This is a genomic window from Wolbachia endosymbiont of Oedothorax gibbosus (assembly GCF_936270435.1).
In the GTDB taxonomy this organism is placed as follows: Bacteria; Pseudomonadota; Alphaproteobacteria; order Rickettsiales; family Anaplasmataceae; genus Wolbachia.
Genome location: NZ_OW370567.1, coordinates 945,301 through 964,537 on the forward strand (window position 1 = coordinate 945,301; position 19,237 = coordinate 964,537).

Below are 19,237 nucleotides of genomic sequence, written 5' to 3' on the forward strand. Positions count from 1 at the left end.
GATTATTGTAGAATATTTAGTCCTTATTTGAAAGACATATAAAATTTGACTAATTCCGTGTTGCCTATAGCATTAAAACTTAATGCCCCTGTGGTGGAATGGTAGACACGGCAGACTCAAAATCTGCTGCTTGCAAAAGCGTGCTGGTTCAAGTCCGGCCAGGGGCACGTTAAATATTGGAAAGTGTATATATGTTACATAAATTTTTTGATCGTTTATTCTCTATTTTTTCTTCTATAAATGTTATTCAAAAGGTAAAGAAAGATGAAAATGGAATATGTTATGTAACAGGCCTCAGGCGCTATATATCAGTATTGCTTGATTTAATTATTATCGTTTTGTTCTTGCAGTTTTGCAGCCAAGCCTTAAATCAGCTCTTTATAAACTCAGAGGAATTAAGTCAAATTGCTGCAAAATACCAAACGCAAGTGCCACTGTCTGCAGAAGAAAAGACAATGCAGAGTAGACTTGGTAAACTGTGGATCCTAAATCAAATAGTCCAATGCATTATGCTCTTTTGCTATGTTACATATATGTGGGTAAGGTTTGCTGCTACACCCGGAAAATTACTACTTGGGCTTAGAGTTGTGGATGCACAAACTTTTGAAAAGATAACTTTGAGACAAGCAACCAAGAGATTTTTTTCCTTTATGTTATCAGTTACACCATTATTCTTGGGCTTTTTATGGGCAAATTTCGATAAACGCTGTCAAACTTGGCACGACAAGATCGCAGGCACAGTGGTTGTCACGAGTAAAAGCCTTAAGCTAACGAAAATGTTCAAAGAAGTGTGTCAAACCGAAAAAATAAATTGATATAAAAAATACAGTTGTTAATAAGAAACCTTGATAAACCGAGATCTTCTATATTACTTTATTTGTATCATATTTACTTACAATACTTCCAATTAGATAATTATTTTCCACTCCTTTAACATTAACTTTCACAATACTCTTGGCTTGAGCTTTTGATTCAAGCTTTACTAATGCAAAATTTTCTGTTCTACCGACATTATTTTGCTCAACCAGAACACTTTGTTCAGTGCCTATCAAAGATTGATAAAAGCTACTCATCATTTCTCTATTCATTTCTCTTAAATTTTTTACTCGTTCTTTACGCACATTCTCTGGTACTTGTGGCATTCGTGCAGCAGGTGTATTTTTCCGCTCTGAATATGGAAAAGCATGTAGGTAAACTATATTTGTTTTTTTCAGTAAATCAACTGTATCCTGAAACATTTCATCAGTTTCTGTTGGAAATCCAGCAATAATATCAGCACCAAATACTATATTAGGCCTCAAGCTCTTCATTTTACGACAAAATTCTATCACTTGTTCTCTGTTGTGACGACGCTTCATTCTCTTTAGTATTAAATTATTACCAGATTGTAGACTCAAATGTAAATGAGGCATAAGTCTTGACTCATTAGCTATTAAATCCATTAATTCGTTATCAACCTCAGCAACATCGATAGAGGAAAGTCTTAGCCTCTTCAACTCTGGTATATCTTTTAAAACTCTCCTAATCATTGAACCAAGTGATGGCTTAGCAAACAAATCTGTACCAAAGTCAGTAATATCAACACCTGTAAACACTACTTCTTGATATCCATTTTCTATAAAGATTCTAATTTGCTCTATAATACTGTTTATTGGCACAGATCGATTATTCCCTCTTGCCTCAGTAATTGAGCAAAATGTGCAGCTATGATTACAACCATTTTGAATTTCAATAAATGCCCTTGATTTATCTTCAAATCCATTAATTAGAACAGGTTCTACTTGGTTATCACTGACTAAGATTTTATCGTCATTTAGTAAGTAATTTTCAGCTTTTAGCTTATCTTGATTACCCAGCACTTTACTCACACCAGGAATATCACTATACGATTCAGGATCCAACTGAACAGCACAGCCAACTACGATAATTTCTTTACTTGGATCATTTTTATAGATCTTACGTATTTTTTGCTTTACTTGGCGTTCTGCTTCGTTTGTCACTGCACAGCTATGCACCACAACAACATTTTCTCTCTTTGCTTTTTTTAATGCTTCTTTGATTAACTCACTCTCGTAAAAATTTAGACGACAACCAAATGTTATTACTTCATTCATGCTAGTATTCTTTACAATTTAATTATTATATCAAACATCCAAGTAAAGTCTCTTGCATAACCATTGTTTTGGTAGGTAAGTGCTATGCGGACACTGAGATCCAAGTTTCATTTGAACACTCCCAAACTTATCACTTTATGCCACTGGTCTTCATCTAAAATTTCTACACCTAATTCCACTGCCTTTTTATATTTGGATCCTGGTTTTTCTCCTGCAATTAGGTAGTCAGTTTTAGAAGAAAGATGTGAGCTGACCTTTGCTCCTAGAGTTTTGGCTCTTACTTTTGCCTCTCCTCTACTCATAGCAAGTAGCTTACCAGTAAACACTATAATTTTATTATTTAAAACAGAGTTACTAGAGTTGGAGCTCACAGGAAGAATTTGAAGACAAGCAGTAAGATCATTTAACATTTTGATGTTATGTTCCTTAGAAAAAAATGATTCCAAAGATTCAGCTACTTTTTTTCCTATGCCGTCTATACCTACTAGCTCAGTATTATCTGATGACAGTTCAATCATCGAATTATACCAATTATCATAAGAAACATAATAATCTGCAAGCAATTCTGCTGCAACTTGGCCAATAAATCTAATACCTAAAGAAAATATAAACCTATCTAGAGTTATTACCTTTCTGCTTTGTATAGCATTTAATAAATGAGCTATTGATTTCTTGCCCCAACCAGGCTGTTCTTCCAGATTAAATTCATCCAATCTTTCTTCTAAAGTAAAAATATCATGGATTTGTTTTATCAGACCAAGGTCGTAAAAAAACTCTATCTGCTTATCACCAAGGCCAACAATGTCAAATGCATCTTTCGATACAAAATGCTTTAGTTTTTCTATTATTTGAGCTTTACAGGTAAATTCCTCAGGACATCTTACTGCAGCCTCTCCCTCAACCTGACGTACTTTACTACCACATTCAGGGCATACTTCAGGAAACACAAATTCAGGTGTATTTGGAAGACGAGAATCTCTGCTTACTTCAACGATCTGGGGAATTACATCCCCTGCCCTTTTGATTGTTACAATATCTCCCTCTCTTATGTCTTTACGTTTTATCTCATCTTGGTTATGCAGACTTGCTCTACTAACTAGCACCCCACCAACATTGACTGGCACTAAATCTGCAACTGGAGTTAAAACCCCTGTTCTGCCCACTTGTATAAATATCTTATTTAACTTTGTTTTTGCATAAACCGCAGAAAACTTGTATGCAAGTGCTGAGCGCGGTGCTTTGTGAGTATTCCCTAGACGATTTTGTAGTACCAAATCATTTACTTTATAGACTATTCCATCAATATCATAATCCAAGTTATAGCGACAATTATAGATCTCGTTATAGAACTTCAGCATTCCATTCAAACTACTTGTTAAGGACTGATGCTCATTTACGCAAAAACCAAGTACCTCAAGCTTATTTAGTATTTCACTTTGACTTTTCTCTGCTCCACCAATCAAAGAATAAGCAAAATATCTAAGTGGTCTACTTGCTGTAATGTTTGCATCCAATTGCTTTAGAGAACCAGCAGCTGCATTTCGAGGATTGGCAAATTCATCGTTTTCATTTAACTTTAAAAAGTCGCTGTTACTGATGTATATTTCACCTCTTACTTCTAGTCTACCTTGCACACCTTGCAAAAACTTAGGAAAGCCTTTTATTGTTGCAACATTGTGAGTGACATCTTCCCCTACAAAACCGTCGCCTCGAGTTGCAGCTCTAACAAATCTTCCATCCTCATAAATTGCAGAAAACGACAACCCATCAATTTTTGGCTCACATAATATCTCTATTTTGTCTTCAATTAAAAACCTCTTTATTTTAGACAAAAATTTCTCTACACCTTGTTCATCATAAGCATTCTCAAGGGAAAGCATAGGTTCTTGATGTTCCACCTTAGAAAACCTCTCATCAGGTGGAGCACCAACACTATCTTGTGTTGCATAAATTTCTGGCTCTATTTCAGCTAACTTTTTCTTCAGTTCATCATATTCAGCATCACTTATCTCTGGCTTACTTTTTTGATAATACAAGACATTATGATAATTAATTTGATCTTGTAGTTTTTTTCTCATCTTTTCTAAGTTAGTCATGATACCAATATAATGCTCTTTGTTATCAAGTCATGAATTTTTTTTTAAGGCGTTATAAATTTATACTACTGCTCTAAAAAGTAACTATGCTAATATTGATATTATTTTCATTAAGGAGTATATTATGGTAAAATACAATTACAAAAATTTGGCTGACGAATCAAACTTCAGATCTCAAGTGTATCGTGCAGGAATGTTTGATAAAATTCTGGGTATAAGCAAAACAGCAAAAGAAGCTGCGAGTCAAGTAATAGCCGAAATGGGTGACGACTTAAAAGCAGAAGCTAGAAAAGCAGCTCAAGATGAAGTAAAAAAAATTGAAGGAAAAATGCTAAACTCAGCTGAAGAGAAAGCTATTAAAATAGCTAACCAAAAAGCTCAGGAAATAGAAAAAAATATATTGAAGTCTGTTAACGAAAATGCTACAAAAGCAGCCAAAGATGCAGCTGAAAAAGCAGTAAAAAATGTAGGACCAGAAGTTGCAGATCTGCTGAAGCCAGAAATAAAGACTCAGATAGAAGAAGCAGTCAAAAAATACAGTGAAGAAAAAATTGAAAGTCTTATAAAGCCTGAAATCACAAACAAAATAGATGATCTTCTTACTGAACAGAGTAAAGAAGCAAGGGCACTTTTAAAAGATAAAATGAATGAGTTAATCAAAGATGCACATAAAAATTTGAATGGGAAAATAGATAAGATTGAATGTGAACTTACAGAAGCAAAATCTCATATCTTAGAAGTTGGTGCAAATAGTCTCCATGAGAGCGCAGAATTATTGTCTCTTATGGCAGAAAATGAAACATGTGCAAACCAAGATTTAGTGTATTTTTAATCACAACAGGAGTTTTCGTACTAGGTTCCTGCTCGGTATACTTGAGTAGCCTTTTCTATGCCAATAAGCCGTAGTTCTTTAACGCTAACTATGGATCAGCCAAGAAAGAAGAGTAGGAACACTTGCTTTAGCAGTATATTTATATAAAATTAAAATAAATTAGAGTAAACAATATTGCTGTTTAAATGCTAACAAGATTCGCTCCAAGCCCAACTGGCTACCTCCACGTAGGAAACGTACGAACTGCCTTGGTTTGTTGGATGTACACACGCAATCAAAATGGAAAATTTTTACTCCGTTTTGATGATACTGACCTTCAGCGTTCAGATGTCAAATATATAAATAATATCATAGAAGACCTAAAATGGATTGGTATCAATTGGGATGCAAGTTTTAAGCAATCAGAGCGCTTTGAGCGCTATAACGAGGTGTTCTTGCAATTAATAAAAGAAGGGCATATTTATGCATGCTATGAAACAAGAGAAGAGTTAGACATTAAACGAAAGTTGCAATTAAAACAAGGACTTCCTCCTGTTTATGACAGAAGTGCATTGCTTCTAACTGAGCAAGAGAAAATTCGTTATGAGCAAGAAGGACGAAGACCACATTTTAGATTTAAGTTGGATAGAAATGAAGTTGTTAAATGGAATGATGAAGTTAAAGGTGAAATAAATATTGCAACCAGTAGCATAAGCGACCCTGTGGTAAAAAGAGAAGATGGAATTTACACATACATGCTACCTTCTGTTATTGATGACGTTGACTTTAATGTAACCCATGTTGTACGCGGGGAAGATCATGTAACTAATACAGCAGTACAGATCCAAATGATTAAAGCATTAAAAGCGAAAATCCCTACATTTGCTCACCTTTCTCTGCTACATTTTGATGATAGCAAGATATCGAAACGAAAAGGCGGGCTGGATATCAAGTCCATAAGAGAGAATGAGACTGAACCAATGGCGCTAACTAGCTATTTAGCAAAACTTGGAACATCTGATCCGATAGAAGCTCATGTTGACATACAGTCTTTAATTAACTCATTTGATATTAAAAAATTTAGCTCAGCATCTGCACAATTCAGCTTGAGTGAAATGTATAAGCTAAATAGCAAAGTGCTGCAACAAATGTCATTTGAAATTGTACAAGAACGTTTAAATCAAATTGGTTCAGAGTTTTGGTATTTTATAAGGAACAATATAGAAAAGTTTTCTGAGGTGGCCAAGTGGTGGAAAATATGCAAATCCGATATAGAGCCTGTGATTCTTGATAAGGAGCTCATAAAAATCGCGCTCAATGCATTGCCTCAAAGTGATTGTAATGAAAACACATTATCAGAGTGGGTCAAAGCCATTCGACAAACAGTGGATATAAAGGCAAAAGACCTATTTACGCAGTTGCGTTTAGCTTTAACAGGAACAGAAACAGGCCCAGAACTTGCTAAATTATTAATTTTTATCGGCAAAGAAAATATCATTGCAAGGTTAAAAGAAAAGTGAAAATCAAAGAGTTATAGCTAATGCAATCCCTACGTCATACCGCGATTCATTCCATAGCTGTACGAACATTCATTTTTGAAGGTAAATTGCACAGCAAATGGTGTCATTCCAGTGCTTGACACTGGGATCCAGGAATTTTATTAAGTTGGCGAGCATAAAAATAGCTGTTTTATGTTAAAATACAACGTTTTGATGATTATGGAAAGGCTGAATTCCAGTGTCAAGCACTGGAATGACACCCTTCCTGACAGAGATTGTTCTCAAATCACAATGTTCGTACAGTTGTGGATCTTGGCACTGGGATGACAGAAGAAGGAAGCACTAGAACAGCGAGAGAGGGCTGCAAATTGCAATGTTCGTACAGCCGTGGATTCATTCGCAGTATCTTAGCATAGATCCCGCTAACAAGCAGCGGGATGACGGTTGTCGGTAAATCTAAGTTACTTTAGCTATATATAAAAGGTTTAAGTGGTTGTATTGATGTATCTTTGTATTAAAAAACACCCAATAAGCAGAGTTGTAAGTGGAATAAACCACAAAATGTAAGTGCTAGGTGGGGTAGTTATAATTGAATTGCCGTAAGAATTTTTTAACTCTGAGATTATCTCTTCATCTGTGTATCCATCATTGATTTTTTTACGAATTGCTTCTCGCATATCATACGCGATCTGAGATCCAGATTCAGACAATGATTCGCCAGAACATATTGGACACCTTATTATTTCAAATAAACTGGTTGCTCGTTTTTCCATGCTTTTATCTCTGAGTTTATTATCCAGAGTAAAAGCGTTTACGCCTGAGTGGAATATCAATATGAAAAGTAAACTAACTACTGCTCTCATCCTTGGTTAATTGGGTTATTTTACTGAGCTGGTTCATAAAATCAGTGGTGGATAACTTTCCAATAAAGCTTGACCCTACATCATCATCGTACTTTATTGAAAATTGAATGCCATCATCAGTTGTTTTTTCTGATAAGGAAGACATTAATTTTTCAAACGCATCTGAAGTTTTTGAGTCACCAATCATAAACGAGATTAATTCTTTATAATTTGATATAGCCACGTTGATTTTGTCTTTAAATGAAGACGTAACCAAATTATAATTTCGCACTCCACCATCTGCAGCAAGAGAAAAATTATTACTTTGAATTAAAAATTTCTCTATGTTGAAATTAATTCTGGAAGCTGAGATGTGGTTTACAAATTCGTAATCAAATTTAGTGTCGATACTAAGGTAACTTTCAGGACTTGCAGTATTTTTATACCGATAAGTATAAAAATCAAATCCTAGTTTAGTATTTCCACTTGGTTCTTTATCGAGGTGAAATTGAATGTAATTGCTTTTATCATTCACTTCAGTTATAACACTTTGCTGATTTTCTAAAACATCACATTTTAATCCATAATCTTCGTAACGAAGTGTATCTATATAGTCTATCACGGTACTATTTTTGTTGAATCGCAATGAAGATGGTAAATCGTTTAGTCTAACAACAAAGTGGCTGCTATCGTTTGTGTGGCATTTTATATTCTTTTTCTCATCACCATGAACAGCAATATCAACTTCATTACTTGGTGTATAAATATATACTGATTTATCGAATAATCTGTTTTTTATCAATAAAGCATCAGATGAGATAGTTAATTGCTCATTGGAAAATTTTGGGTTTGTCACACGAAAAATTAGGTTAGAAGGAAATCCACTAAAATCATGTGAAATATCGAACTTTTCGTCGTTAATGTATAGTATTGTTTCAGCTAAAAGATTTTTTACCTTACATGCAGAAAAATACCAAAAACCACTATACGCTACAGGAATAAACAAAAGTAAAGAGATGATAATATAGATAAAAATCTTACGCATAGCTAATCATTTCCTTGTTTATCTAATGATATGTTTCTTGTACCTCTTGGCACGGTTACGCACAAACCGTCGATATCTTTTGTGATTTTTATTTGGCATCCAAGCCTCGACGTTTCTGTTAAGCCGAAAGCTAGGTCTAACATATCATTTTCCTCATCAGATATGGGATTATGCGTTTCTACAGCATCATAAAATTCTGGATCAACAATCACGTGGCATGTAGAACAAGCAAGAGAGCCCTCACATGCACCTTCAAGCAGATCTGGATCACTTCTGTGGGCTAAATTAAGCAGAGTTTCTCCCTCTGCAGCTTCATAGCTTTTCTTACTCCCATCAGGTAAAACAAAAGTAACAGATGGCATATTATTTCCCTATTAAAATTCTTACTAATTTCTCTATATTCTACAGGTAACAATTAACATTTGCAAACTTTTTAGGTTAAGTCTATTAATAACTTATATAACATCTTTTCAGAATAAGTAATGCAACTAAACAAATATAAAAATCAAAACGTCGCGGTTTTTGGTCTTGGTAAAACTGGTTTATCCGTCATTAACGCTCTGATAAAGAGTGGTGCAAGAGTATATGCATGGGATGATCATGAAGAGCAAATAGCAAACGCAAAAATGATGTATAAAAAATGTAATTTTATTCATCCCAAGGAATATAATTGGCATGAGATCAGTGCATTGGTTTTAAGCCCTGGAGTGCCAACAGAGCCGCATTGGATAGTAAAACTTGCGAGGAGATTTGATTGCAAAATAAAATCAGATATTGAGCTATTTCTTGAAGCTAAAACTACAAACCAGAAGGTAATAGGCGTCACAGGAACAAATGGTAAATCAACCACTACATCATTAATAGGACACATATTAAAATCTGCAGGGAAAAAAGTAGCTATTGGTGGAAATTTAGGCATTCCTGTTTTGGATCTAGAAAGAGATGCAGAAATTTATGTAATCGAACTCTCCTCTTTTCAATTGGAGTTGATGAATGAAATTAACGTGGACATTTCAGCACTGCTCAATATTACACCAGATCACATAGATAGGCATGGAAGTATGGAGAATTACATAGCAGCTAAATTAAAACTGATAAACGGTAGTGAGGTTGCCGTAATAGGATGTGACAATGAGATTACCGCTGACATATTCAACAAATTCACTGGAAACAAAATTCCAATCTCAGTAACATATTCCCCGATGTCATTCCAGCGCGTGACGCTGGAATCCAGAAAAGAAAAACCATTGCCAACTACTCAGATGACAGAGGGTGGTGCAAGAGATCTAATATCATTGGCAGGTAACAATTTGCTTGATTATAGTGAACAGATTACTGGTATAGATCGAAATTATCTGGATCCCAGTGTCAGCTACTTGGATGACAAAAGGAGCACTGGGATCCAGAAGATCTCGTTAAAACTAGAGAATCATAGCTTATCAGTAAGCGACGTGAAAATAAACCTAATATCCAACGCAGAGAACATAGCAGCCGCATATGCCGTATGTAAGCTACTTGGAGTAGATAGCAACACTATTATCAATGGAATCAAGTCCTTTTCAGGACTGAGGCATAGGAATGAACTGCTTGGCAAAATAAGAAATGTGTTTTTCGTGAACGATAGCAAAGCAACTAATGCAAAGTCGAGCGAAAAGGCGATCTTATCTTATGAAAACATAAATTGGATCGTTGGTGGAAGAAGCAAAAAAGGTGGAATAGAATCATTAAGCAAGCATTTCACAAGGATTAGAAAAGCTTTTCTTATTGGGGAATCAACCGAAGCCTTTGCAAACACTATGGAGAATAAAGTAGATTATGTTAGATGTTGCAACCTAGAAGATGCGTTCAGATTGGCTTTTGAAGAGGCCTTAAATAGCGCAGAAGAAGTAACAATATTACTTTCTCCCGCGTGTGCTTCTTTTGATCAATGGAAAAATTTTGAAGAACGCGGCGAAGCATTTTGTAGAATGTTTGAAAATCTCAGGTACAATCACACATGCTGTTTAGTATAATGCTACTGTGGAACAAAAGTTAATAATAGATAAGCTAATTAGGGTTATTCCATTTGAAGGGATAAGCGATGAAACCCTATTAAAGGTGTGCACAGACCTTAATCTGGCTAATAGCTTTTGCAAATTCCAAAGTGGAATATATAGTGCTTTGGAGCATATAGCAGAGAACTTAAATAGCTCAATGGAGGCTGAACTAAGAAATTCTAATTTAGAGGTTATGAGGGTACGAGAACGAATAAAGTTAGCTATTCAAATACGCCTTTCAAACTACGCTAAGCTACCGAATTATAGAGAACTTTTAAAAAATGTTTTATTATTCTCTGTATCACCAAAAAATACATATTTTTCTAGTAAACTTTTATACAGAACTATTAGCGCGATTTGGTATGGCATTCATGACCAATCAACAGATTTTAACTACTATACAAAAAGAGCAATATTAGCTGGAGTGTACTTAAGTACGATACTTTTTTTTATCAATGATTATTCAGAAGATTTTGCGGATACTTTATCGTTTCTTGATAAACGTATCAACAATGTCATGACATTTCAAAAATTCAAAACTCGCTTAAAAGGAATCATAGGAAATTTCTTATAAGCTTTTCATCATACTGGTTATTCATATTTATATTCTCTTGTTTTTTTTTGATCTTTATGTTAAAATAGTTTAATATTTATTAACAATAAAATGAAAGTTATTTATTACACCAATGGTAATATCAAGCCAGAAGAAAATACAAAACACGTGATAAACTTTTTTGGAGTACTTGGGTGTATTAAGGTTAATGCTCTTGGTAAAGATGCACTTGAGAAGCAAGAAAGTAAAGATGCACCTAAGACCTCAGTTATGGATTAGAAAATAGATAAAAGTATAACTAAGAAGAGGGAAACAGGGTAAACTCGAGTATTTTAGTAATAATAAGAGGTTACCCATGAAGAAAGATATTACAGAACTGTACTGTTGCGTCGAGGATTTTTGTCGTGCGGTAGATGATAATTTTGCAAATAGGTTCTTATCAAACGGCAAAAAACCAACCAGAGTACCAGAAATAGCGCACTCAGAAATTCTAACCATAATCCTATTATACCATAAATCACCATGTAAAAACTTCAAGGCTTTTTATCTTTGTTATCTTCAGTTATTCTATAGATCAGAGTTTTCAAAGCTGCCTTCATATCACAGATTTATTGCCTTAAAGCCGCGAGTTTTGTGGTATTTAGCATTACTTTTGCAATGGTTTTGTGAACAAGCAAAAATGACCGGGATTTCCTACATAGATTCTACTTCAATAGCAGTATGCCATCGAAAAAGAATCTCAAGAAATAAGGTTTTCAAAGGATTAGCAGAGTTAGGAAAGAATACTTACGGCTGGTTTTTTGGTTTTAAATTACATGTAGTAATCAATGAAATAGGTGAAATTCAAGGTGTTACGCTAACCAGAGGTAACGTCGATGACAGAAAACCTGTACCAACTCTAACCAAAAAACTAACTGGACTTTTGTTTGGAGATAAGGGCTATATAAAGAAAGAGCTCTTTGAGAAACTATTCGATAGAGGTCTAAAACTCGTCACTAAAGTGAAAAAAGGTATGAAAAATGCACTGATTTCGCTGAAAGAGAAGATTTTACTAGGGAAAAGATCGATTGTTGAAACGGTTTTTGGCTGCCTAAAAAACAAATTTGAACTTGAGCACACTCGGCATAGATCCACAGTAAATTTCTTGGTACATATTTTTTCTACCCTCATTTCTTATTCAATGCAATCGAAAAAGCCCTGTATTTCTCAGCTTTACTTCGTTGGTTAATCCATAACTGGGGTCTAAGGGGCAAGAAAGTAAGTTAGTTAAGCATTATTTTGACTATCCCTATTTCTCTAGAATTGTTAATCCAGAATTCTTTCAAAAAGAATTAAATGCTGAAGAAAAAAAAATCAATAGGAGAATAGTATCACTATGGTTATGTTTTGCTATATTGTCCACTGCTTCTATTGTATCGTTATACTTGGCGTATAAAAATCAAAAACCAAAAAAAGTGCTTACGGGATTAGTTTTTACGTCGGTAGTGCTATCAATTTTGGCTACCATATGTTTTGTCGTACTTTGCTTATGGATGTTTTTTGACTTTATTAAGGAGAGATTTGTAGTACACAGAATTAAAAGCTTTTTGGAAAATGAAGTCAGCTCTGAGTGGATACAGCGTTACAAAAAAGAACTCATAGGTGAAGATCCGGAAATAGATGCAGAAGCTTGTGATCAAGAGTTAGAAAAAAACAAAGATATAGAGGATATTGTAGAGTTCCTCTTGGAAAAAAGGAAGATTGTAGCACTATATGAATTTCTAACAAACGGTGAAAAGTTAGTTCAGGCCGGAATGGCAATGGTAAATATGTTACTTGTGAAAGGTGTGCGTCCAAACGATATAATTTTGGATACTAACTCTCTTGGAGGAGGAATTGCAGCAGAAGTTTTAAAAAGGTTTGAAAAGCAAGGTATCTATTTAACATTAATTCATAGTAACTCTTATAGCTCACTTAAGGACACAGTCAGAGATTCTCCTCGTAGTTTAGTTAAATGGCTTCCATCAATGCTCTTGAATCGTTGGTTCGGGCGCTGTGGATTAGATTTTAATCCACAAAAAGTTGTAGAGAATACAAAATGCCCTGTCTTAATTGCTGGCAGGAAAGGCGATACTGTGATTCCACAGGAAATACAACTTGTTAATAAACTTGAAGATCAATCCACCAAAAGGCTAAGAAGAAATATAGTGCTTAAACATGGTCCTAAGCCTTGTAAGAATAAAAATATTCACATCGATCATGAAGAACATTTAGTTCATTATTATAAGGGTAGTTCAACAGAGTACATCAGTTACAAAGAAATAAAAAATCAATTTATTAATGATGCACATAAATATTTAATAGACTCTGAATTTAATAAAAATTTTGATCCAGAGAAGTACAGAAAAAGTGGTTTCTCTGGAAAATTGACGGAAATAGAACTGAAACCCATCGTATCCGTTCAGCCAATGGCGTCAACTTAAGAGCCTTCATTAGCAAACCCTCCTATGGATCTTCTGAAAAGTTTTCGTATCTGTTCAGGCAATGGCGTCAACTTAAGGAAAAATATCGGTGATAGTGTATAAAAATTCTCTCTAAAATTTTTACCATTAAATTACCCAAAAGCTGCAATAAATAGCACTTTTGTTGCTGTTTTATTTCAACAAAGAAGTCTAAAATGTGTCCTTTTTAGGTAAAACATGCAAAAAGGAAAAAATTTTATTCTACAAATTAAAAATATAATATACTCGAAAGCTTTTCAGAGAATCCATTGTGTTGGAAAGAACAGTTTCACGCGAACAAGAAAACTCCCTTTTACGACAGTATTTTCTATGATTTTAAAGTTAGTTAAAAAAAGTTTGGGAATAGAATGTGAACTTATGGAGCCATTGACATGTACCCTCAAAGCAAGCTTTTTCTAAAGCAAGGTATAAATACAGGTTTTAAAGAATTTAAGCATCCAAACAGCCTATCAAGATGAATCTGAGCTGGAGAGGCTATAGACTTATTGCAGCAGATGGTTCTGGTATGAGATTACCCAGCTCTGAGGAAATTGTATCCGAGTTTGGCCGCTTTAAACCAAATGGAACAACAGGCACAATGCCACCATTGGCAAGAGTTTCTTTGTTTGTTGATTTATGTACTTCACTGATTTGCAGTGCTCGCCTTGCGGCTTGGGAACAAACGTTGGCGGAAGAGCAATTACCCGAAGTTATCACTCAAATGCGTTCATTAAATCAAAAGAAATTATTATTTATCTATGATCGTGGTTATCCTTCAGTAAAATTCATTCAGCAGCATGATGATTTGGAAGTAGATTTTATTTTTCGCTTGCAAAAAAGAAATTATAGCAAGCTATGGGAACGAATTGCATCTGGCGAATCAGATTTTGATTTTATATTAGAAAATGAAAAGCTAAAAAATAAAATGAAAGGACAGAAAGTAAGAGCTGACATTAGCTAACGGAGAAACAGAGGTATTAGTTACTTCACTTTTTGATCGAGAAAAATTTACTTTGGAAGATATCAGTAAAGCTTATGTATTAAGGTGGCACATAGAAGAGTGCTACAAACGACTCAAAGTAGGAGCAGAGTTAGAGAATTTTTCTGGGGTAAATTTAGAGGCTGTATTAACCTCAGTTATGGATTAGAAAATAGATAAAAGTATAACTAAGAAGAGGGAAACAGGGTAAACTCGAGTATTTTAGTAATAATAAGAGGTTACCCATGAAGAAAGATATTACAGAACTGTACTGTTGCGTCGAGGATTTTTGTCGTGCGGTAGATGATAATTTTGCAAATAGGTTCTTATCAAACGGCAAAAAACCAACCAGAGTACCAGAAATAGCGCACTCAGAAATTCTAACCATAATCCTATTATACCATAAATCACCATGTAAAAACTTCAAGGCTTTTTATCTTTGTTATCTTCAGTTATTCTATAGATCAGAGTTTTCAAAGCTGCCTTCATATCACAGATTTATTGCCTTAAAGCCGCGAGTTTTGTGGTATTTAGCATTACTTTTGCAATGGTTTTGTGAACAAGCAAAAATGACCGGGATTTCCTACATAGATTCTACTTCAATAGCAGTATGCCATCGAAAAAGAATCTCAAGAAATAAGGTTTTCAAAGGATTAGCAGAGTTAGGAAAGAATACTTACGGCTGGTTTTTTGGTTTTAAATTACATGTAGTAATCAATGAAATAGGTGAAATTCAAGGTGTTACGCTAACCAGAGGTAACGTCGATGACAGAAAACCTGTACCAACTCTAACCAAAAAACTAACTGGACTTTTGTTTGGAGATAAGGGCTATATAAAGAAAGAGCTCTTTGAGAAACTATTCGATAGAGGTCTAAAACTCGTCACTAAAGTGAAAAAAGGTATGAAAAATGCACTGATTTCGCTGAAAGAGAAGATTTTACTAGGGAAAAGATCGATTGTTGAAACGGTTTTTGGCTGCCTAAAAAACAAATTTGAACTTGAGCACACTCGGCATAGATCCACAGTAAATTTCTTGGTACATATTTTTTCTACCCTCATTTCTTATTCAATGCAATCGAAAAAGCCCTGTATTTCTCAGCTTTACTTCGTTGGTTAATCCATAACTGGGGTTATTACAAGAATTTTGGGCAAACTTGGTCATGTGCAATATATTATCGCTTCATATGTGTGATGCACAAGGGCCTTGGAACCCAGATCAAATTGCCGAGTACCGTTTAAATTTTTCAGTTTTATTTGGTGTGATGAGACAGAAACTTTATCAAGTGCTCGTTGCGCCAAAAGATTTTCAAGCCCTTTTTAAGTATACGCGCCAAAGTTAAGATCCGACCGGGAAGATTGTATAGCCGCAATAAAGTAGATAAGCCCAAACGCCATCATGTCTTTAGGAGAGTTTGCTAATGTATGCTCTTAGAACCTGTTAAGGATCTCGAAAATATGAGGTAAAGTAGGCATAGTTAAGAAAGAGGTATATCTATGCAAAAAAGCTATCCAAGCGATATAAGTCAAGAACAATTTGAAAAAATCAGACCAATACTGGAGAGTAGCAGAAAGAAAACAAAACCAAGGAAACTTGATTTGTATGATGTATTTTGTGCAGTGCTATATATCCTAAAAAGCGCCTGCCAGTGGAGAATGCTGCCAAAAGATTTTCCAAGGTGGGAGAACGTGTATTACTATTTTCAAATGTGGAATAAAAAGAATGGAGCAGAACCAAGCTTGCTGGAAGTAGTCTTAAAAAAAATTAGTTGGAGAGGTTCGTATCAGCAATGGTCGGAAAGAGAAAACCAGTTTCTGTATAATTGATGCACAAAACCTCAGTTATGGATTAGAAAATAGATAAAAGTATAACTAAGAAGAGGGAAACAGGGTAAACTCGAGTATTTTAGTAATAATAAGAGGTTACACATGAAGAAAGATATTACAGAACTGTACTGTTGCGTCGAGGATTTTTGTCGTGCGGTAGATGATAATTTTGCAAATAGGTTCTTATCAAACGGCAAAAAACCAACCAGAGTACCAGAAATAGCGCACTCAGAAATTCTAACCATAATCCTATTATACCATAAATCACCATGTAAAAACTTCAAGGCTTTTTATCTTTGTTATCTTCAGTTATTCTATAGATCAGAGTTTTCAAAGCTGCCTTCATATCACAGATTTATTGCCTTAAAGCCGCGAGTTTTGTGGTATTTAGCATTACTTTTGCAATGGTTTTGTGAACAAGCAAAAATGACCGGGATTTCCTACATAGATTCTACTTCAATAGCAGTATGCCATCGAAAAAGAATCTCAAGAAATAAGGTTTTCAAAGGATTAGCAGAGTTAGGAAAGAATACTTACGGCTGGTTTTTTGGTTTTAAATTACATGTAGTAATCAATGAAATAGGTGAAATTCAAGGTGTTACGCTAACCAGAGGTAACGTCGATGACAGAAAACCTGTACCAACTCTAACCAAAAAACTAACTGGACTTTTGTTTGGAGATAAGGGCTATATAAAGAAAGAGCTCTTTGAGAAACTATTCGATAGAGGTCTAAAACTCGTCACTAAAGTGAAAAAAGGTATGAAAAATGCACTGATTTCGCTGAAAGAGAAGATTTTACTAGGGAAAAGATCGATTGTTGAAACGGTTTTTGGCTGCCTAAAAAACAAATTTGAACTTGAGCACACTCGGCATAGATCCACAGTAAATTTCTTGGTACATATTTTTTCTACCCTCATTTCTTATTCAATGCAATCGAAAAAGCCCTGTATTTCTCAGCTTTACTTCGTTGGTTAATCCATAACTGGGGTACAAAGTGTTAAAAACCTCAGTTATGGATTAGAAAATAGATAAAAGTATAACTAAGAAGAGGGAAACAGGGTAAACTCGAGTATTTTAGTAATAATAAGAGGTTACCCATGAAGAAAGATATTACAGAACTGTACTGTTGCGTCGAGGATTTTTGTCGTGCGGTAGATGATAATTTTGCAAATAGGTTCTTATCAAACGGCAAAAAACCAACCAGAGTACCAGAAATAGCGCACTCAGAAATTCTAACCATAATCCTATTATACCATAAATCACCATGTAAAAACTTCAAGGCTTTTTATCTTTGTTATCTTCAGTTATTCTATAGATCAGAGTTTTCAAAGCTGCCTTCATATCACAGATTTATTGCCTTAAAGCCGCGAGTTTTGTGGTATTTAGCATTACTTTTGCAATGGTTTTGTGAACAAGCAAAAATGACCGGGATTTCCTACATAGATTCTACTTCAATAGCAGTATGCCATCGAAAAAGAATCTCAAGAAATAAGGTTTTCAAAGGATTAGCAGAGTTAGGAAAGAATACTTACGGCTGGTTTTTTGGTTTTAAATTACATGTAGTAATCAATGAAATAGGTGAAATTCAAGGTGTTACGCTAACCAGAGGTAACGTCGATGACAGAAAACCTGTACCAACTCTAACCAAAAAACTAACTGGACTTTTGTTTGGAGATAAGGGCTATATAAAGAAAGAGCTCTTTGAGAAACTATTCGATAGAGGTCTAAAACTCGTCACTAAAGTGAAAAAAGGTATGAAAAATGCACTGATTTCGCTGAAAGAGAAGATTTTACTAGGGAAAAGATCGATTGTTGAAACGGTTTTTGGCTGCCTAAAAAACAAATTTGAACTTGAGCACACTCGGCATAGATCCACAGTAAATTTCTTGGTACATATTTTTTCTACCCTCATTTCTTATTCAATGCAATCGAAAAAGCCCTGTATTTCTCAGCTTTACTTCGTTGGTTAATCCATAACTGGGGTTAAAAACACAGATACTGCTGAAAAAAAGGGCTATGATGCAGGTAAAAAGATTTCAGGCATAAAGCGTCATATTGCAGTTGATACGCAAGGCTTGCCACATGCAATTCATATAACAACGGCAGAAGTAACTGATCGTAGCAGTGCTGTGGAAATGGTGGAAAAGGCTGAAGAAAACCTCTCTGAAGTTAAAAATATACTGGTTGATGCTGGCTATACAGGAGAAAATTTTGCAACTCAAATAAAAGCTACTATTGGTGCAACTGTTGAGGTAATAAAGCGAAGTGAATTACACTCTTTCGTTGTATTGCCAAAGAGATGGGTTGTTGAGCGTTCTTTTGCTTGGTTGGAAAAATGTAGGCGTTTGTGGAAAAATTGCGAGCGGAAACTCAACACTAGCTTACAGATGGTTGTTCTCTCCTTCATTTCTCTCTTATTACGAAGATTTTAAACAGGTTCTTAAGTTGACGCCATTGAGAGGTCACGTGCGCGATATTTTGTTAAATTGGCAACAAAAGTATTAAAACTACTTCTTGTTTCGTCATATCGATTAAGGTCAGGCCAAACCTCACAAAAAAGTTCCAATTCTATATCTTCAAGACTTTCATGAATAAAGCACCCCACATGATTAAGACAATTAGCATAATACTTTATATATTTAACAATTATAGGATCAATACCTGAAAAAGAGTTCCTTGATTGCATAAAAACCTCCAATAATTAAAGGTTTATTACTAATTGCCTTCCCAAGACTCTGCAGAATTTAAATAAGAGAGATTTATCTATTATGAAAAACTAAATAAGACAGTTCTAACTTTATTAATAAACTAAATAAGACAATTCTAACTTTATTAATAAATGAAATAAGACTTCTCTAAAATTAAATAAGACAGCAACTTCCAGAAGACAAGGAACGCTTTAGCTAAAATTTGATTTCCGGTTTTGTAAAATTTCATGATTTCCAGCGAATTATCTA

15 protein-coding genes, 1 tRNA gene and 6 pseudogenes are annotated in these 19,237 nt (G+C 34.7%); 16 read left to right on the forward strand and 6 right to left on the reverse strand.

All coding sequences use genetic code 11. The features are described from left to right. Positions 1–84: 84 nt before the first annotated feature. Both NBW39_RS04700 and NBW39_RS04705 read left to right on the forward strand, forming a co-directional pair. Positions 85–167, forward strand: a tRNA-Leu gene (locus NBW39_RS04700). 24 nt (positions 168–191) lie between these two features. Continuing rightward, complete coding sequence (locus NBW39_RS04705; RefSeq protein ID WP_250294678.1) at positions 192–815, forward strand: RDD family protein; 624 nt, start codon at positions 192–194, stop codon at positions 813–815. A 48-nt stretch (positions 816–863) separates the two neighbouring features. Here NBW39_RS04705 and mtaB read toward each other — a convergent pair whose 3' ends face one another. Both mtaB and ligA read right to left on the reverse strand, forming a co-directional pair. Further along, positions 864–2,114 carry a tRNA (N(6)-L-threonylcarbamoyladenosine(37)-C(2))-methylthiotransferase MtaB gene (gene mtaB / locus NBW39_RS04710; protein WP_250294679.1) on the reverse strand — a complete coding sequence of 417 codons (1,251 nt, stop codon included), beginning with the start codon at positions 2,112–2,114 and terminating at the stop codon, positions 864–866. Between the two features lie 107 nt (positions 2,115–2,221). Next, entirely contained in the window at positions 2,222–4,210 is a 1,989-nt protein-coding gene (ligA, locus tag NBW39_RS04715; RefSeq protein ID WP_250294680.1) for an NAD-dependent DNA ligase LigA, read from the reverse strand. Positions 4,211–4,334: 124 nt separating this feature from the next. Here ligA and NBW39_RS04720 point away from each other — a divergent pair, with 124 nt between their 5' ends. Further along, positions 4,335–5,042, forward strand: a complete 708-nt coding sequence (locus NBW39_RS04720) for a hypothetical protein (protein WP_250294681.1) — start codon at positions 4,335–4,337, stop codon at positions 5,040–5,042. A gap of 185 nt (positions 5,043–5,227) precedes the next feature. Further along, a complete protein-coding gene (gene gltX / locus NBW39_RS04725) occupies positions 5,228–6,541 on the forward strand; it encodes a glutamate--tRNA ligase (RefSeq protein ID WP_250294682.1) in 1,314 nt (437 codons plus the stop codon). Positions 6,542–7,005: 464 nt separating this feature from the next. Here gltX and NBW39_RS04730 read toward each other — a convergent pair whose 3' ends face one another. The 3 genes from NBW39_RS04730 to NBW39_RS04740 are packed head-to-tail and all read right to left on the reverse strand — an operon-like array spanning position 7,006 to position 8,769. After that, on the reverse strand, positions 7,006–7,383 hold the full coding sequence (locus NBW39_RS04730; protein WP_250294683.1) for a cytochrome c-type biogenesis protein: 378 nt from the start codon (positions 7,381–7,383) through the stop codon (positions 7,006–7,008). Next, positions 7,367–8,407 (reverse strand): hypothetical protein, encoded by a 1,041-nt coding sequence (locus tag NBW39_RS04735; RefSeq protein WP_250294684.1) that lies wholly within the window; start codon positions 8,405–8,407, stop codon positions 7,367–7,369. The genes NBW39_RS04730 and NBW39_RS04735 overlap by 17 nt, the downstream gene beginning before the upstream one ends. 2 nt (positions 8,408–8,409) lie before the next feature. Further along, positions 8,410–8,769, reverse strand: coding sequence for a ferredoxin family 2Fe-2S iron-sulfur cluster binding protein (locus NBW39_RS04740; protein ID WP_250294685.1), 360 nt, complete (start codon positions 8,767–8,769; stop codon positions 8,410–8,412). 120 nt (positions 8,770–8,889) lie between these two features. Here NBW39_RS04740 and NBW39_RS04745 point away from each other — a divergent pair, with 120 nt between their 5' ends. From NBW39_RS04745 to NBW39_RS04800, 12 genes and pseudogenes are all read left to right on the forward strand, one after another. Continuing rightward, entirely contained in the window at positions 8,890–10,419 is a 1,530-nt protein-coding gene (locus NBW39_RS04745; protein ID WP_250294686.1) for a Mur ligase family protein, read from the forward strand. Between the two features lie 7 nt (positions 10,420–10,426). Next, a complete protein-coding gene (locus tag NBW39_RS04750) occupies positions 10,427–11,017 on the forward strand; it encodes a COQ9 family protein (protein ID WP_250294687.1) in 591 nt (196 codons plus the stop codon). 90 nt (positions 11,018–11,107) lie between these two features. Beyond that, positions 11,108–11,245, forward strand: a pseudogene (locus tag NBW39_RS04755) (alpha/beta hydrolase family protein); the annotation flags it as partial. Positions 11,246–11,351: 106 nt separating this feature from the next. Then, positions 11,352–12,224, forward strand: coding sequence for an IS982 family transposase (locus NBW39_RS04760; protein WP_250294632.1), 873 nt, complete (start codon positions 11,352–11,354; stop codon positions 12,222–12,224). A 16-nt stretch (positions 12,225–12,240) separates the two neighbouring features. Continuing rightward, positions 12,241–13,458: pseudogene (locus NBW39_RS04765) on the forward strand (alpha/beta hydrolase family protein); the annotation flags it as partial. 216 nt (positions 13,459–13,674) lie between these two features. After that, positions 13,675–14,606 (forward strand): annotated as a pseudogene (locus NBW39_RS04770) (IS4 family transposase); the annotation flags it as partial. A 94-nt stretch (positions 14,607–14,700) separates the two neighbouring features. Beyond that, positions 14,701–15,573 (forward strand): IS982 family transposase, encoded by an 873-nt coding sequence (locus tag NBW39_RS04775; protein ID WP_250294632.1) that lies wholly within the window; start codon positions 14,701–14,703, stop codon positions 15,571–15,573. Between the two features lie 13 nt (positions 15,574–15,586). Then, a pseudogene (locus NBW39_RS04780) lies at positions 15,587–15,875 on the forward strand (IS4-like element ISWosp8 family transposase); the annotation flags it as partial. A 75-nt stretch (positions 15,876–15,950) separates the two neighbouring features. After that, positions 15,951–16,293 (forward strand): annotated as a pseudogene (locus NBW39_RS04785) (transposase); the annotation flags it as partial. A gap of 89 nt (positions 16,294–16,382) precedes the next feature. Continuing rightward, positions 16,383–17,255: an IS982 family transposase gene (locus NBW39_RS04790; protein ID WP_250294632.1), complete on the forward strand. Its 873-nt coding sequence runs from the start codon at positions 16,383–16,385 to the stop codon at positions 17,253–17,255. A 122-nt stretch (positions 17,256–17,377) separates the two neighbouring features. Beyond that, the gene (locus NBW39_RS04795; protein WP_250294632.1) at positions 17,378–18,250 is read left to right on the forward strand and encodes an IS982 family transposase; all 873 of its coding nucleotides are present in this window, start codon (positions 17,378–17,380) and stop codon (positions 18,248–18,250) included. A gap of 12 nt (positions 18,251–18,262) precedes the next feature. Continuing rightward, positions 18,263–18,712, forward strand: a pseudogene (locus tag NBW39_RS04800) (IS5 family transposase); the annotation flags it as partial. An 8-nt stretch (positions 18,713–18,720) separates the two neighbouring features. Here NBW39_RS04800 and NBW39_RS04805 read toward each other — a convergent pair. Next, complete coding sequence (locus NBW39_RS04805; RefSeq protein WP_250294690.1) at positions 18,721–18,966, reverse strand: hypothetical protein; 246 nt, start codon at positions 18,964–18,966, stop codon at positions 18,721–18,723. Positions 18,967–19,237: the final 271 nt, after the last annotated feature.